The 12838-nt window shown below is 71.4% G+C and carries 11 protein-coding genes; 9 read left to right on the plus strand and 2 right to left on the minus strand.

The features are described from left to right. Positions 1-104: 104 nt before the first annotated feature. The 5 genes from IMZ11_RS34060 to holA all read left to right on the plus strand — a co-directional run bounded on the left by IMZ11_RS34060 (position 105) and on the right by holA (position 7246). Positions 105-950 (plus strand): DegV family protein, encoded by an 846-nt coding sequence (locus tag IMZ11_RS34060; RefSeq protein WP_228646514.1) that lies wholly within the window; start codon positions 105-107, stop codon positions 948-950. Positions 951-1598: 648 nt separating this feature from the next. After that, positions 1599-2249, plus strand: a complete 651-nt coding sequence (locus IMZ11_RS34065) for a ComEA family DNA-binding protein (protein ID WP_228646515.1) — start codon at positions 1599-1601, stop codon at positions 2247-2249. Next, the gene (locus IMZ11_RS34070) at positions 2246-4918 is read left to right on the plus strand and encodes a ComEC/Rec2 family competence protein (protein ID WP_228646516.1); all 2673 of its coding nucleotides are present in this window, start codon (positions 2246-2248) and stop codon (positions 4916-4918) included. The genes IMZ11_RS34065 and IMZ11_RS34070 overlap by 4 nt, the downstream gene beginning before the upstream one ends. Positions 4919-5156: 238 nt before the next feature. Continuing rightward, positions 5157-6068 (plus strand): rhodanese-like domain-containing protein, encoded by a 912-nt coding sequence (locus tag IMZ11_RS34075; RefSeq protein ID WP_228646517.1) that lies wholly within the window; start codon positions 5157-5159, stop codon positions 6066-6068. A gap of 212 nt (positions 6069-6280) precedes the next feature. Continuing rightward, complete coding sequence (gene holA, locus IMZ11_RS34080; RefSeq protein WP_228646518.1) at positions 6281-7246, plus strand: DNA polymerase III subunit delta; 966 nt, start codon at positions 6281-6283, stop codon at positions 7244-7246. Between the two features lie 296 nt (positions 7247-7542). Here holA and IMZ11_RS34085 read toward each other — a convergent pair whose 3' ends face one another. Both IMZ11_RS34085 and IMZ11_RS34090 read right to left on the minus strand, forming a co-directional pair. Further along, complete coding sequence (locus IMZ11_RS34085) at positions 7543-8673, minus strand: HAMP domain-containing sensor histidine kinase (RefSeq protein WP_228646519.1); 1131 nt, start codon at positions 8671-8673, stop codon at positions 7543-7545. Beyond that, positions 8670-9323: a response regulator transcription factor gene (locus tag IMZ11_RS34090; protein WP_228646520.1), complete on the minus strand. Its 654-nt coding sequence runs from the start codon at positions 9321-9323 to the stop codon at positions 8670-8672. The genes IMZ11_RS34085 and IMZ11_RS34090 overlap by 4 nt, the downstream gene beginning before the upstream one ends. A 90-nt stretch (positions 9324-9413) precedes the next feature. On the opposite strand from IMZ11_RS34090, the gene IMZ11_RS34095 reads away from it, so the two are divergent. From IMZ11_RS34095 to IMZ11_RS34110, 4 genes are read left to right on the plus strand one after another with little or no spacing between them, the layout of a single operon-like run. Then, positions 9414-9893, plus strand: a complete 480-nt coding sequence (locus IMZ11_RS34095) for a hypothetical protein (RefSeq protein WP_228646521.1) — start codon at positions 9414-9416, stop codon at positions 9891-9893. Then, positions 9890-10909, plus strand: coding sequence for a peptidoglycan-binding protein (locus IMZ11_RS34100; protein WP_228646522.1), 1020 nt, complete (start codon positions 9890-9892; stop codon positions 10907-10909). The genes IMZ11_RS34095 and IMZ11_RS34100 overlap by 4 nt, the downstream gene beginning before the upstream one ends. Then, on the plus strand, positions 10906-11562 hold the full coding sequence (locus IMZ11_RS34105; protein ID WP_228646523.1) for an ABC transporter ATP-binding protein: 657 nt from the start codon (positions 10906-10908) through the stop codon (positions 11560-11562). Before IMZ11_RS34100 ends, IMZ11_RS34105 begins: the two co-directional genes overlap by 4 nt. After that, positions 11559-12737, plus strand: coding sequence for an ABC transporter permease (locus tag IMZ11_RS34110; protein ID WP_228646524.1), 1179 nt, complete (start codon positions 11559-11561; stop codon positions 12735-12737). Before IMZ11_RS34105 ends, IMZ11_RS34110 begins: the two co-directional genes overlap by 4 nt. The last annotated feature ends 101 nt before the right edge of the window (positions 12738-12838 follow it).

Here is a 12838-nt window from a genome sequence, read left to right on the forward strand (position 1 = left end):
GCGGGGGCTGGGGCGGGAAGCGCTCCCGGAACCGCGACGCGCGAGGGGGAATCGTCTGGTTCCAGTCGCGGAGGAATGATGTCGACAAAGGGTAATCTCGTGCTATGCCGGTCGCCGTCGTCACGGATTCCACCGCCTATCTGGACGCGGCGGAGAGCGCGATGTGGGGTGTCACCGTCGTTCCGCTCCACGTGGTCATCGGCGGGCGTGAGTTCGACGACACCGCGGATCCTGCGCTCACCGGAGTCGCCGAGGCGCTTCGCGACCACGCGCCCGTCACCACGTCCCAGCCGGCACCGCAGCGTTTCGCCGCCGCCTACGCCGCCGCAGCCGCCGCGGGAGCCGACGGCGTGGTCTCCGTCCATCTGTCCGGCTCCCTGTCCGGTACGGCGGAGGCCGCCAGGCTGGCCGCCAAGGACGCTCCCGTCCCGATCGAGGTGATCGACAGCGGGTCCGTCGGCATGGGCCTCGGATTCCCGGTCCTCGCCGCCGCCGAAGCCGCCCGGCGGGGCGCCTCCCTGGCCGAGGTGGTGTCCGCGGCGGGCGAGTCCGCCGCCGCCACGCGCAGCTTCTTCTATGTCGACACGCTCGAATACCTGCGTCGCGGCGGCCGGATCGGTGCCGCCGTCAACCTCCTGGGATCGGCCCTCGCGATCAAGCCGTTGCTCCACCTCGCCGACGGCACGATCACGGTCCTGGAGAAGGTGCGAACGGCGAACCGGGCGATCGCCCGGCTGGAGGACCTCGCCGTCCAGGCCACCGCCGACGGCGCGGTGAGCGTCGCCGTGCAACATCTCGGGGCGGCCGCGCGGGCGCGGGCACTGGCGGACGGCCTCGCGGCCCGTGTGCCCGCGGCATCGCGCCTGACCGTGGTCGAGGTGGGAGCCGTGATCGGAGCGCATGTCGGTCCCGGCCTGCTCGGGGTGACGATCGCGCCGGCCCATCCGTAGGCGTACTGATTTCCACAGGCGCACTGGTTTCCACAGGGTGTACCGCGGGGCCGTCGCGGGGGCACGGGCGCGCCTAACGTCACGGGCGTGCGAACCAAGGAGCAGCCGGACCACCGCCTCGCCGCCGAGGCACGTCTCCGCCTCCTCCTGGATGCCCGGCCGGCGCGGCCGGCGTCCCGGCCGTCCGAACCGCCTCGCCGACCAGGGGGCTCCGAGCCTTCCTCCGGCCGATCCGCGCGTCCAGGACCACCGCCGTCCTTCGGCCGTTCTCCACAGGCCCGGTCTCCCCACGGCGGTTCTGCTTCTGATGCTCTTCCGCCACGCGCACATCGCGAGGGCCGGCCCCGGCCTCCGGGCCAGGTCCTCAGCAAGCGGCCGGAGCGGTCTGGGCCTGCGACAGGAGTAGATCCCGACCATGACGGATCGTCGGTGGACATCGCGATGCGCCCCGTCGACGACTCACGTCGGGGCGCCGGAAGCGGGGGTGAGTGGGCGGATCCCGGGCCCCGGCCGATGAAGGACGAGGCAGCGCAGGATGACCACTGTCTGCCGCCGACGCCGCCGGAGCGCATCGGCTCCACCTGGAGGGAAAACGCCCTGTCGAGGGGGCGAGCGGTTCTCGACGGAAGCTCGGCGCTGAAGGAGACCATGCCGTTGCTCGATCCCGGGCGTCCCGGCCTGCGCGTTCTGGTTCTTCTCGGGTTGCTCGCCGCGGCAGTGGCGGGGATCTACGCCTGGCGGTCACAGCCGGTGGCCGAGCCCGTCACACCGCCCGTTCCCTCGGGTGCGGGGGCCATCAGCGCCGATGGAGCCGCCGCGAGAGCGGTTCTCCCCGGCGCCGCTTCCGGTGCCGCTTCCGGTCCTACGTCGCTGTCGCAGGCAGCCGGGGTGACGGTGCATGTCACAGGCAAGGTGCGGAAACCCGGTGTGCTCACACTCGCCACCGGAGCCAGAGTCGTCGACGCCATCGAGGCGGCCGGGGGAGCGCGCGCCGGTGCCTCGTCCGACGGTCTCAATCTCGCCAGGCGCCTCGTGGACGGCGAGCAGATCGTGGTCGGTGTGCCCGCCCCGCCGGGCGCCCCGGCCGGTACCGGCGCCGGAGGGATCACGACGCTTAGCCTCAGCTCCGCGACACTCGATCAGTTGCAGGATCTGCCCGGCGTGGGTGAGGTGCTGGCGCAGCGGATCGTCGAGTACCGGGACGCCCACGGAGGCTTCCAGAGCATCGACCAACTCCAGGACGTCTCCGGCATCGGCCCGCAGAAGTTCGCCGACCTGAAAGGCAGGGTCACGCCATGAGCGGATCGGCGCGGAGGCTCGGTCCGGCGGCTTCGCCCACAGCGTCTGAGCGGCCGCACACCGGGACGGCGGGCCTCGCCTGGGCTTCGGGGCACTCCCTGCGTCTGGTCTGCCCGGCGATCTCTTGCTGGCTGGTCGCGCTCGTGCTCATCGGGTGCTCCGCCACGACGGGTGCCGTCGTGGCCGTCGGGTCCGCGTCCGCCGCGCTGCTGATCTGGGCGGCGACCAAGCGCCGCCGCCCGCGTGCCCGGAAAAGCGGCCCCGGAGCCCCTGCGACTTCCCGCGCACACGGCTTCATGACCCGTGGAGTCGGCCGCCTGCGTGGCGCCATGGCTCATGGGGCCGGTTCTGGTGCCGGGCGGATCGGCCGCTCGTACGGCCCGGTGGCGGGGACGGCCCTCGGGGTGCTGGTCTGCTGCGCGGCGACAGCGGCGGTCGTGGCCTTCACGGTGCATGCGGTCGGCAGCGGCCCGGTGGCCGAACTCGCCGCCCGGCGTGCGACGGTCACCGCCGTGATCGAGATCAGCGATGACCCCAGGCCGCGACCGCAGCGGGGCGGTCTGACCCGGCAGGACGGCGTCGTGGTGGAAGCCCGGATGCTCACCGTCGAGCCCGGAGGAGGCACACCCGGTGGAGCTCCCGTCTCCCGCTCGGGGCTCCTCGACTCCCACCCCGCCGGCTCGGCCGCCTCCGTTGGGGACGGCCGACGAGAGGGGACGGGCGGGCGGATCCTGGTCGATGCTCCGGTGATCGTTCTCGCATCGGGGGACGGCTGGCGAACGTTGTCGCCCAGTCAGCGCGTCCGCGTGTGGGGGCGACTGGGGGTGGCAGACAAGGGGAGCCTGACCTCCGCCGTGCTGCTGGTCCGGGGGCCGCCTGAGGTGCTGACCGAGCCTTCTGCGCTGCAGCGGGCCGCCGGGGCGCTGCGCTCGGGTCTGCGAGGGGCCTGTGACGTGCTCCCGCAGGGGCAGCGTGGTCTGCTGCCCGGTCTGGTCGTCGGGGACGTCTCCCGTCTGGACGAGGAGATCAAGGAGAACTTCACCGCCGCGGGACTCAGCCATCTGACGGCCGTTTCCGGTGCCAACCTGGCGTTCGTCGCCGGAGCCGCACTCGTGATCGCCAGGATGGCGGGGCTTCCGCTTCCCGCGCGGGCGGTCCTGGCGATCGTCGCCATGGCGGGATTCACCGTGGTCGCCCGGCCGTCTCCCAGCGTGGTCCGGGCACTCGCCATGGGCGTGGTGGCGGCGCTCGCCCTGGGCACGGGACGGTCTCGGGACGGCGTCACCGCACTGTCCGCGACGGTGCTCGGCCTGATCCTCTTCAATCCCGGGCTCGCCCGGCAGTACGGCTTCGCACTGTCGGTCTTCGCCACCGGCGGCATCCTCGTCCTCGCTCCCCGGTGGCGTGACCGGATGGCGGCGCGGATGCCCCGTTGGGCGGCGGAGGCGATAGCCGTACCGGCCGCGGCGCAGGTGGCCGTGACCCCGCTACTGGTGCTCATGTCGGGACAGCTCGGCTTGGTGGCGATCCCCGCGAACCTGCTGGCGGGCCCGGCGGTCGCACCGGCGACCGTGCTGGGTTTCGGCGCGGCGATCGTCGCTCCGATGAACATGACCGTCGCTCAGCTTCTCGTCCGTCCGGCGGGGCTGGCCGCCGGCTGGATCATCGTCGTCGCGGAGCGCGCGGCGGCGCTTCCGGCGGCGACCATCGGCTGGCCCGGTGGCCTGACCGGGCTCGCACTCCTGGCGGCGGCGGCCGTCCTCGGCTGGTTGGTTCTGCGCGGCAGAGCCCGCCGGTACGCCGTGGCGGCGCTGGTGGCCGGAGCCCTCGTCGCGGTCCTCGTCATCGGTCCGCCGACCTCACCGTGGCCTCCTCCCGGGTGGCTGCTCGTCGCCTGTGACGTCGGGCAGGGGGACGGCATGGCCCTGTCCACCGGTCCGGGCAGCGCCGTGGTGGTCGACGCCGGTCCGAAGCCCGGCTCCGCGAACCGGTGCCTGCGCGATCTCGGAGTCAGGCGGGTGCCTCTCCTGGTCCTCAGCCATCCGCATCTCGATCATGTAGGTGGGCTGGCGGGCGTGCTGCGCGGGCGCACGGTGGGCGCGGCGGTCGTCAGCCCGAGACGGATACCGGCGGGCGAGAGTGCCCGCGTGTCCGCGGAACTCCGCGCGCGGCGGATCCCCGAGTGGGTGGTCCCACCCGGCGGCCGATGGCGGTTCGGCGCCACCGAGATCACGGTGGTCGCACCCGAGCCCGACGCCTCCGGAGAAGGTTCGGCGGAAGGAACGATCGCGAACAACGCCAGCGTCGTGCTGCTCGTACGGTGGTCCGGCGCGGGGGGCGCTCTCATCGGGTCGGCACTGCTCGCGGGTGACCTGGAGACCGAGGCACAGGCCGCCCTGTGGCGCCGGGGCATCCCGCGGGTCGATGTGCTCAAGGTGCCGCATCACGGTTCGTTGAGACAGGAGCCGGCCTTTCTCGCCGAGACGGGGGCGCGTGCCGCGCTGATCAGCGTCGGCACCGGCAACGACTACGGGCATCCCGCACCGTTGACGATGGCTCGCCTTCACCTGCTGGGCATGCGGACCTACCGCACCGACCTGTCCGGTGACATCGCGGTCATCGAGCGCGACGGCCGCCTCGCCGTCGTCCAGCGCGGCGATGACCGCTGATCGCCCCCCTCCGCGAGACGAGCCCCGGCCGCACGTTCGTTGCCCTCCGCGAGACGAGCCCCGGCCCCACATTCGTTTCCCTCCGCGTGGTCGCCCCACGGCCGGTCGATCCGCCGCGCGTCGGCTCCTCCTGAACGCCGTCCTCCGGCGAGGGCCGATCTCTGTGATCATCTGCGATAGAGCACGGACGTGGTCATGGGACGCCGTCAACGCCACTATGGCCACCGGGAGGATCACTGTGGAGAAGCTGCTCGTCTCGTGTGAGGAGCTGGCCGGGTTGATCGGCGCACCGTCGGTCCGGATCGTCGACACGCGCTGGCCCGTGGGCGACGGTCCGGCCGGACGTGGCCTGTACCGCCGCTCACGCGTGCCCGGCGCCGTCTACCTCGGGTTCGACGCCACCCAGGCGCCCAGCCCGCAGCCACAGGGCCGGGCCGCCCATCCCGCGACGCTCGCCACCGCGCTCGCCGGCCTCGGCGTCGGCACCGACACCACCGTGGTGGCCTACGACGACAATCACCAGTTCACCGCGGCGCGGCTGGTATGGCTGATGCGGGCTCACGGCTTCGAGCGGTCGTTCCGCCTCGACGGTGGATGGCCCGCCTGGCTGCGGTCAGGTGGGCCCGTGGAGACCGGTCCGACCTCCTGGCGGCCCGGCGCGACTCGCCCGCCGTTCCTGAGCCAGGCCGGCCCCGCGGTCGCCGGCCTGGACGACGTGCTCGCCCATCAGGCGGCCGGCCTGCCCATCGTCGACTGCCGCCGCGACTCCAGTTGGGCTGAGCAGCCGCAGCTCATCCCGGGCGCGACGAGGTTGCCGATGCGCATGCTCGTCGACTCCTCGGGGTTGCACCTTCCGCCGTCCCGCATCAGGTCGGCGGCCGCCGCGGCCGGGATCGGCGTCAGCACACCGGTTGTCGCGTACTGCGGAGCGGCGATCTCCGCCCCGGCCGTTTGGCTCGCCCTGCGCTCGGCCGGCATCGCCGGGGTACGGGTGTACGACGGTTCGATCACGGAATGGATCGCCGACGGCCGGCCCCTGAGCCCTGCGGCGGAGTGCCGGCCCGAGCAGCCCCGGGTGGCACAGCCTCGAACGGCCATGCCCGCGGGCCGAGAAGGGGCCGGCGATGCGCCGGCGACCGAGGATCGCTGACCACCATCGCCGGACGGCGGGAGCCGGCGAGGATGGCTTCCGTAGGTCTTCGGTAGGACCTCAGTACGGCTTCGGTACGGCTTCGGTACGGCTTCGGTACGGCCTCCATACGGTGGGAGAGCGGGCTGAGGGGCTGGAGGGGCGTTCAGTCGGCCGTTTCTCCTCCGGGTCCGGTTCCCGGTGGGGAGGCCGGGCGTGGCATGCTGCCAGGCATGGCGAATCCCGCACCCGTGACCCTGGTCGTCGGCGACGAGGAACTCCTGTCCGACCGGGCGGTCGGATCCGTCGTGGCGGCCGTACGAGCCACCGACCCGAGCGCTGAGATCCATGACCTGGTCGGCGGCAAGGTCGAGTCCGGCGAGCTCACCGGCCTGGCGTCGCCGTCGCTGTTCGGCGACAGATCCGTGATCGTGATCCGTTCCGCCCAGGACCTGTCCAAGGACGTCATAGCCGAGATCGTCAAGTACACGGCCCATCCGGCGGAGGACACGGTCCTCGTGCTGGCCCATCCGGGTGGTGTGAAGGGCAAGGCCCTCGTCGAGGGCGTGAAGAAGGCCGGTGCCGATGTCGTCACCGTCACCAAGCTGACCAAGCCCGGCGAGCGGCTGGAGTTCATCAAGGCCGAGATCAAGCGGGCGGGCCGATCGATCGCTCCCGCCGCCGCGCAGGCGCTGCTCGACGCGGTGGGGAGCGACCTGCGCGAACTCGCCGCCGCGTGCGGCCAGCTCGCCTTCGACACCCCTGGCAAGACCATCGACGAGGCCGCGGTCGCCCGTTACCACCGGGGCCGGGCTGAGGTCAGCGGGTTCACCATCGCCGACCTGGCCGTCGAGGGCAAGCTCGGTGAAGCGCTCGAACAGCTCCGATGGGCCCTGGCGACCGGGGTGGCACCCGTGCTGATCGTCAGCGCCCTCGCGGGCGGCCTCCGGTCGCTCGCCAAGGTCGGGGGTGCTCCGCGAAATCTGCGGGGTGGCCAGCTCGCCAGCCATGTCGGCATGCCTCCGTGGAAGATCGACCGCGTCAAGCGCCAGCTCACCGGGTGGGGCCAGGAAGGCATCTCCCGCGCCATGCAGGCCATCGCCACGGCGGACGAGCAGGTCAAGGGTGGTGGCACCGACCCCGCATACGCTCTGGAGCGAGCCGTCCAGATCATCGTCGCCAGCCGAACCGGCCGCTGAGCGGGCTCCGACCGGCCTTCCGCCCCTCGCACACGTATCCGGGTCGGCCTCCGGGCCCCGGATCGGGATCTGAGCGGCCTTCCGGCCCTCGCACACGTATCCGGGTCGGCCTCCAGGCCCCGGCCCTGTCTCCGATCGGCCGTCCGGCCCTTGGCACAGCCTTCGGTTCCGAGTCGGCCTCCAACCCCGCCCGGCGTTGGGGTGCCGTCAAGGTTGGCCCCACCAGCCGCCATCTGCAATGTTCCCGCAGGTCAGGCAATGGGATAGCTCCGCCGGCAGATAGCTGGCCGCGTGCGTCACACGGCCTCTCGCGGCGAGGCGGTGCCTGGGCCGGGCAACCGCACGGTTACCACCAGGCCGCCGCCGTGTCGAGGGACGGCCGTTACCGAGCCGCCGTGACCGCGGGCGATGGAGCGCACGATGGACAGGCCGAGGCCGAACCCTCTCCCACCACCGGTACGCTCGCGATTGAGACGCCGGAACGGCTGGAACAGCGACTCGATCTCGTAGTGCGGCACGATGGGCCCCGAGTTGGCCACGGTCAGCACCGCGTCCTCGCCGACGGTCTCCGTGCTCACGCAGACGAGCCCGGAGGGCACGTTGTGCTCGACGGCGTTCTCGACCAGGTTCTGTACCAGCCGTTCGAGCAGGATCGGATCACCTCTGGTGATCGCGGCGGCCGCGCCGTCGCAGGGCACGCCGAACTGGTCGCAGACGTGGCCGGCGATGTCAGCCAGGTCGACGGGGGTGCGCTCGGTAATGCCGTGCTCGGAGTCGGCCAGCGTGAGCAGGCCGTCGATCAGCCGTTCGTGCCGTTCGTTGACGGTCTGCAACGACGTGCCGAGCCGGATGCAGTCCTCCGAGGCGCCAGGCCTGCTGACCGCGAGCTCCACCAGCGTCCTGTTCATGGCCAGCGGGGTGCGCAACTCGTGAGAGGCGTTGGCGACCAGCCTGCGCTGTCCGTCGAAGGCCGCGTCTAGTTGCTCCACCATCAGGTTGAAGGCGTCGGCCAGGTCGCGTACCTCGTCTTGCGGGCCGTCCATGACGATCCGTTCGTGCAGTCCCCGCCCCGCTCCCACGGCGAGCCGCCGCGCGGTCTCGGTGATGTGGTGCAGGGGCTGCAGCGCGCGGCCCGCCACCAGCCAGCCGAACCCGACTGTGGCTGCGCCGACCAGCAGCAGCCCGATCGCGCCCTGCGATATCAGGGCGGTGGTGGTCGCCGCGCGGATCCTTTCGCTCAGCATCTGCCGTCCCTCTTCCATCGGCGGTCCAGATGGCGTAGAGGACAGAATGTGCTTTCCGCTGATGGCTGACGGCACCTGCTGGGACACCAGCAGGGTCGTGACGCCGAGCAGCACCAATCCGCCCACCAGGAAGAACGCCGCGTACACCAGGGTCAGCCTGGCCCTGATCGTGAGCTTCTTCATGCGATCCGGTACCCGGCTCCAGGAACGGTGTCGATCACGGGGATCTCCAGCTTGCGGCGCAGCTTCAGAATCGTCACCCGCACGACGCCGGTGAACGGGTCGATGTGCTCATCCCAGGCCCGCTCCAGTAGGTCTTCGGCCGACACCACCGCCCCGTCGGCGCGCAGCAATTCGGCGAGTACGGCGAACTCCTTGCGCGACAGCGCGACGTAACGTCCGTCGCGGTAAACCTCCCGCCTGGCCAGATCCATCCGGATGCCACGGCGGCTGAGGACTGGAGGCGTGGCGGGCCCGGTGCGCCGCAGCAGTGCCTGCACTCTGGCCGACAACTCGGCCAGTGCGAACGGCTTGGGCAGGTAGTCGTCAGCGCCGAGTTGGAGGCCCGCCACCCGATCCCGTACGGCCGCAGCAGCGGTCAGCATGAGAACGCGGGTTCGTGTGGCCGATTCCACGATCGATCGGCACACGTCGTCCCCATGGACGGCGGGCAGATCACGATCAAGGATGACCACGTCGTAGTCGTTCACTCCGAGCCGCTCCAGCGCCGAGCCGCCTTCGTTGACCACGTCAACGGCCAGCGCGTCGCGACGCAGCCACTCGGCGATGCCGTCGGCCAGCACCGGTTCGTCCTCAACGATCAGAACACGCACGCTCAGAAGTTCTATCCGGTTGTGTGTATCGCCACGGTTAACGTTCGCGCTAACGCCACGGTAATCGGATCTGCGATGAACTCCGGGGCCATGAAGACGAAGACGCTGATCACGCTCCTCGCCGTGGGCCTCACCCTGACTGCCTGCGGCGCCCAACCCGAGCCCAGGGTCGCCACCGCGAGCGGCGCCACGGCGAGCGCGGCCACGAGCCCTTCGGCCGCCGGTGACGGAGAGGTGGCCTTCGCCCGGTGCATGCGAGGTGAAGGCATCGACATCAAGGACCCGACCGACGGCCGCTTCCAGGTCAGAAGCGACATCGCAGAGAAGAAGAAGATGGACGCGGCGATGGCCAAGTGCGGTCACCTCCTCCCCGGCGGACAGGGAGGCAAGCCGAGTACTCAAGATCTCGATAGCGCGCGCAAGCAGGCAAAGTGCATGCGCGAGAACGGATACCCTAAGTTCCCCGACCCCGACCCCAGCGGAAGGCTCCAGCTGGATGTCGGAGCCCTCGGAGCCAGCCCTGACGACCCGAAGTTCAAGGCCGCGATGGAAAAGTGCCGCGCGGCATGACCGGCCGGATCGCGGCCGGGTCGCTCATCCTTGCGGCGGTCTGCGCCACCACCGCGGTAATCGTGTTTGGCGGGCGCGGAGACGAACCGGTCACCCGCGACGCCGTGCCCGCCGCTCTCGCCGAGGTCACCAAGCAGGACCTGGCCGACACCACGACGGCCACGGGGATCGTGGGCTACGGCCGGGAGCGCCCGCTGGCCGCGGCCGCTGCCGGCACGGTCACCGCGCTCCCCGCCATCGGCTCGACGGTCCGGCGCGGTGGCGTGCTGTTCAAGGTCGACCAGGTTCCCACCGTGCTCTTGTACGGCAAGGTGCCCGCCTACCGGACACTGCGGTCCGGCGTGCGAGGGGCCGATGTCCGGCAGCTGGAAGAGAACCTGCGCGAACTCGGCTATCGCGGTTTCACCGTCGATGACGTATTCAGCAGGGAGAGCGCGCGGGCCGTACGGAAGTGGCAGAAGGACCTCGGCGTCAAGCAGACCGGCGTGGTCGAGCTCGGCCGGATCGTCTTCCAGCCGGACGCCGTCCGCGTCAACGACCAGACGGCAGTGCCTGGGACGCTCGTCCGTCCGGGCTCTCCTCTCCTCACCGTCACCGGAACCGCGCACTTGGTCACCGTACGGCTGGACGAGACAGAGTACCGACTGGCCAAGATTGGCGCGACGGCGACGGTCAAGACACCAACCGGCGAGCAGGTCCAGGGAAAGGTCGCCACTGCGCACTTCGTGGTCAATTCCGATCAGGGAGGCACGACCACGAAAGTGGAGCTGACCGTGGCGATCGGAGCCGTCGGCTACGACCGGGCGGCGGTCGATGTGACGCTCGTCTCCGAAGTGCGCAAGGACGTCCTCACAGTGCCGGTCGCGGCGCTCCTGGTGCTGTCCGAGGGCGGGTACGGCGTCGAGCTCGGGGATGGCCGGATCGTTCCGGTCCGGACGGGGCTGTTCGCCAGTGGGCGGGTCGAGGTGTCGGGACAGGGGCTCACCGCCGGCCTGAAGGTGGGGATGCCGACATGATCGCGCGGCTCGAGGGCGTCACCAAGGCCTACCCCGGTGGGGTCACCGCGCTGGATGACGTCTCGCTGGAGGTCGAGAAGGGCGAGCTGCTGGCCATCGTCGGGCCGTCCGGGTCGGGAAAGTCCACCATGTTGCACATCCTCGGCACCTTGGACCGACCCACCAGTGGCCGGGTGCGCCTCGACGGCCAGGACGTGGACACGCTGCCGGACCGCGCCCTGTCGGAGCTGCGGGCCACCAGGATCGGGTTCGTGTTCCAGCAGTTCCACCTGACCACAGGCGCGTCGGCGCTGGACAATGTGGCCGACGGACTGCTGTATGCAGGGGTGCCGCTCGGGCAGCGGCGCGCCCGCGCGCTGGAGGCGCTCGACCAGGTGGGCCTCCGCCATCGCGTACGGCACCGGCCACACGAGCTGTCCGGCGGTGAGCGGCAGCGCGTGGCCATCGCCAGGGCGGCCGTGCGCAAGCCCGTCTTGCTGTTGGCCGACGAGCCGACGGGCAACCTCGACTCAGCGGCGGGCACGGGCGTGCTCGCGCTGCTACAGGAGCTGAACGCGTCAGGAACCACGATCGTGGTGATCACACACGACCTGGACATCGCGCACGCCCTGCCCAGGCAGGTGTGCATGCGGGACGGGCGGATACTGCCATGACAACGCTATCGGCCAGGGACGTGATCAGGGTGGGCGGGGCCGGGCTGCGCACCCGACCGCTGCGAGCCCTCCTGTCGGCCCTCGGCATCGCCATCGGGATCGCCGCGATGGTGTCGGTCGTCGGGATCTCCGCTTCCAGCACAGCCGAACTGGACAGGACCCTCGCCAGACTCGGCACCAACCTGCTCACGGTCGCGCCGGGCCAGACCGTCTTCGGGAAGCAGGCGCAGCTGCCGCAGGAGGCGGCGGCCATGATCCGCAGGATCCGCCCGGTGACGGGTGCCGCCGCCACCGCGCTGCTGCCCGACGCGCACGTTTACCGCAACGATCGGATCCCTGCCGCCGAGAGCGGAGGCATCGCCGTCGTCGCCACAGAGCTGACCGTCCCCCATCTCATCGGGGCGGCCGTAGCGCGAGGCACCTGGCTCAACGGCGCGACGGCGAGGTACCCAGCCGTCGTTCTGGGCTCGACGGCGGCTGAACGGCTGGGCGTCACAGCACTGGGACGGCGGGTGTACCTGAGTGGACACTGGTTCACCGTCATCGGGATGCTGGACGCGGCACCGCTCGCGCCGGAGTTGGACTCCTCCGCCCTGATCGGCTGGCCCGCTGCCGCACGGTACCTGTCGTTCGATGGGCATCCGACCACGATCTACACCCGCACCGAGGACTCGGCCGTGGAAGCGGTGCGCGCCGTGCTGGCCGCCACCGCCAAACCTCAGGTGCCCGGCGAGGTGAACGTGTCCAGGCCATCCGACGCGCTCGCCGCCCGCCAGGCGACAGACCGGGCTCTGACCGGCCTGCTGCTCGGCCTCGGCGCGGTCGCCCTGGTCGTCGGGGGTGTGGGCGTGGCCAACACCATGGTCATCTCGGTCCTGGAACGCAAAGCCGAGATCGGGCTGCGCCGGTCACTAGGCGCCACGCAGGGGCAGATCCGCGTCCAGTTCCTGGCCGAGGCGCTGCTGCTGTCCGGTCTCGGCGGTCTCGGCGGCCTGTTCCTGGGCACCGCGGTGACCGGTGTGTACGCGGCCATCCAGGCCCTGCCGATGGTGATCCCCATCTGGGCACTGGGAGGCGGTCTGGCCGCCACCCTGCTGATCGGCGGCCTGGCTGGGCTCTACCCCGCCATCCGTGCCAGCCACCTGGCCCCGACAGAGGCGCTGGCCTCGCCCTGACCAGCCGCCATCACACCACTGGATCGGCGGCTGGCCGCTGGGCGCGGCGGTGCGGGGAACGCGGTGAGTCCAGGCTCGGCGGCCACGGTTTCGGCTTACGT

The sequence above is a fragment of the Microtetraspora sp. AC03309 genome, assembly GCF_020826795.1.
GTDB classification, from domain to species: domain Bacteria; phylum Actinomycetota; class Actinomycetes; order Streptosporangiales; family Streptosporangiaceae; genus Microtetraspora; species Microtetraspora glauca.

Excerpts from the sequence above, each read along its gene's own strand:
- IMZ11_RS34095 (WP_228646521.1), top strand. The coding sequence starts at position 9,414 with ATGAAGACGAAGACGCTGATCACGCTCCTCGCCGTGGGCCTCACCCTG.
- IMZ11_RS34085 (WP_228646519.1), bottom strand. The coding sequence starts at position 8,673 with ATGAAGAAGCTCACGATCAGGGCCAGGCTGACCCTGGTGTACGCGGCG.
- IMZ11_RS34100 (WP_228646522.1), top strand. The coding sequence starts at position 9,890 with ATGACCGGCCGGATCGCGGCCGGGTCGCTCATCCTTGCGGCGGTCTGC.
- IMZ11_RS34060 (WP_228646514.1), top strand. The coding sequence starts at position 105 with ATGCCGGTCGCCGTCGTCACGGATTCCACCGCCTATCTGGACGCGGCG.
- holA (WP_228646518.1), top strand. The coding sequence starts at position 6,281 with ATGGCGAATCCCGCACCCGTGACCCTGGTCGTCGGCGACGAGGAACTC.
- IMZ11_RS34110 (WP_228646524.1), top strand. The coding sequence starts at position 11,559 with ATGACAACGCTATCGGCCAGGGACGTGATCAGGGTGGGCGGGGCCGGG.
- IMZ11_RS34065 (WP_228646515.1), top strand. The coding sequence starts at position 1,599 with ATGCCGTTGCTCGATCCCGGGCGTCCCGGCCTGCGCGTTCTGGTTCTT.
- IMZ11_RS34070 (WP_228646516.1), top strand. The coding sequence starts at position 2,246 with ATGAGCGGATCGGCGCGGAGGCTCGGTCCGGCGGCTTCGCCCACAGCG.
- IMZ11_RS34105 (WP_228646523.1), top strand. The coding sequence starts at position 10,906 with ATGATCGCGCGGCTCGAGGGCGTCACCAAGGCCTACCCCGGTGGGGTC.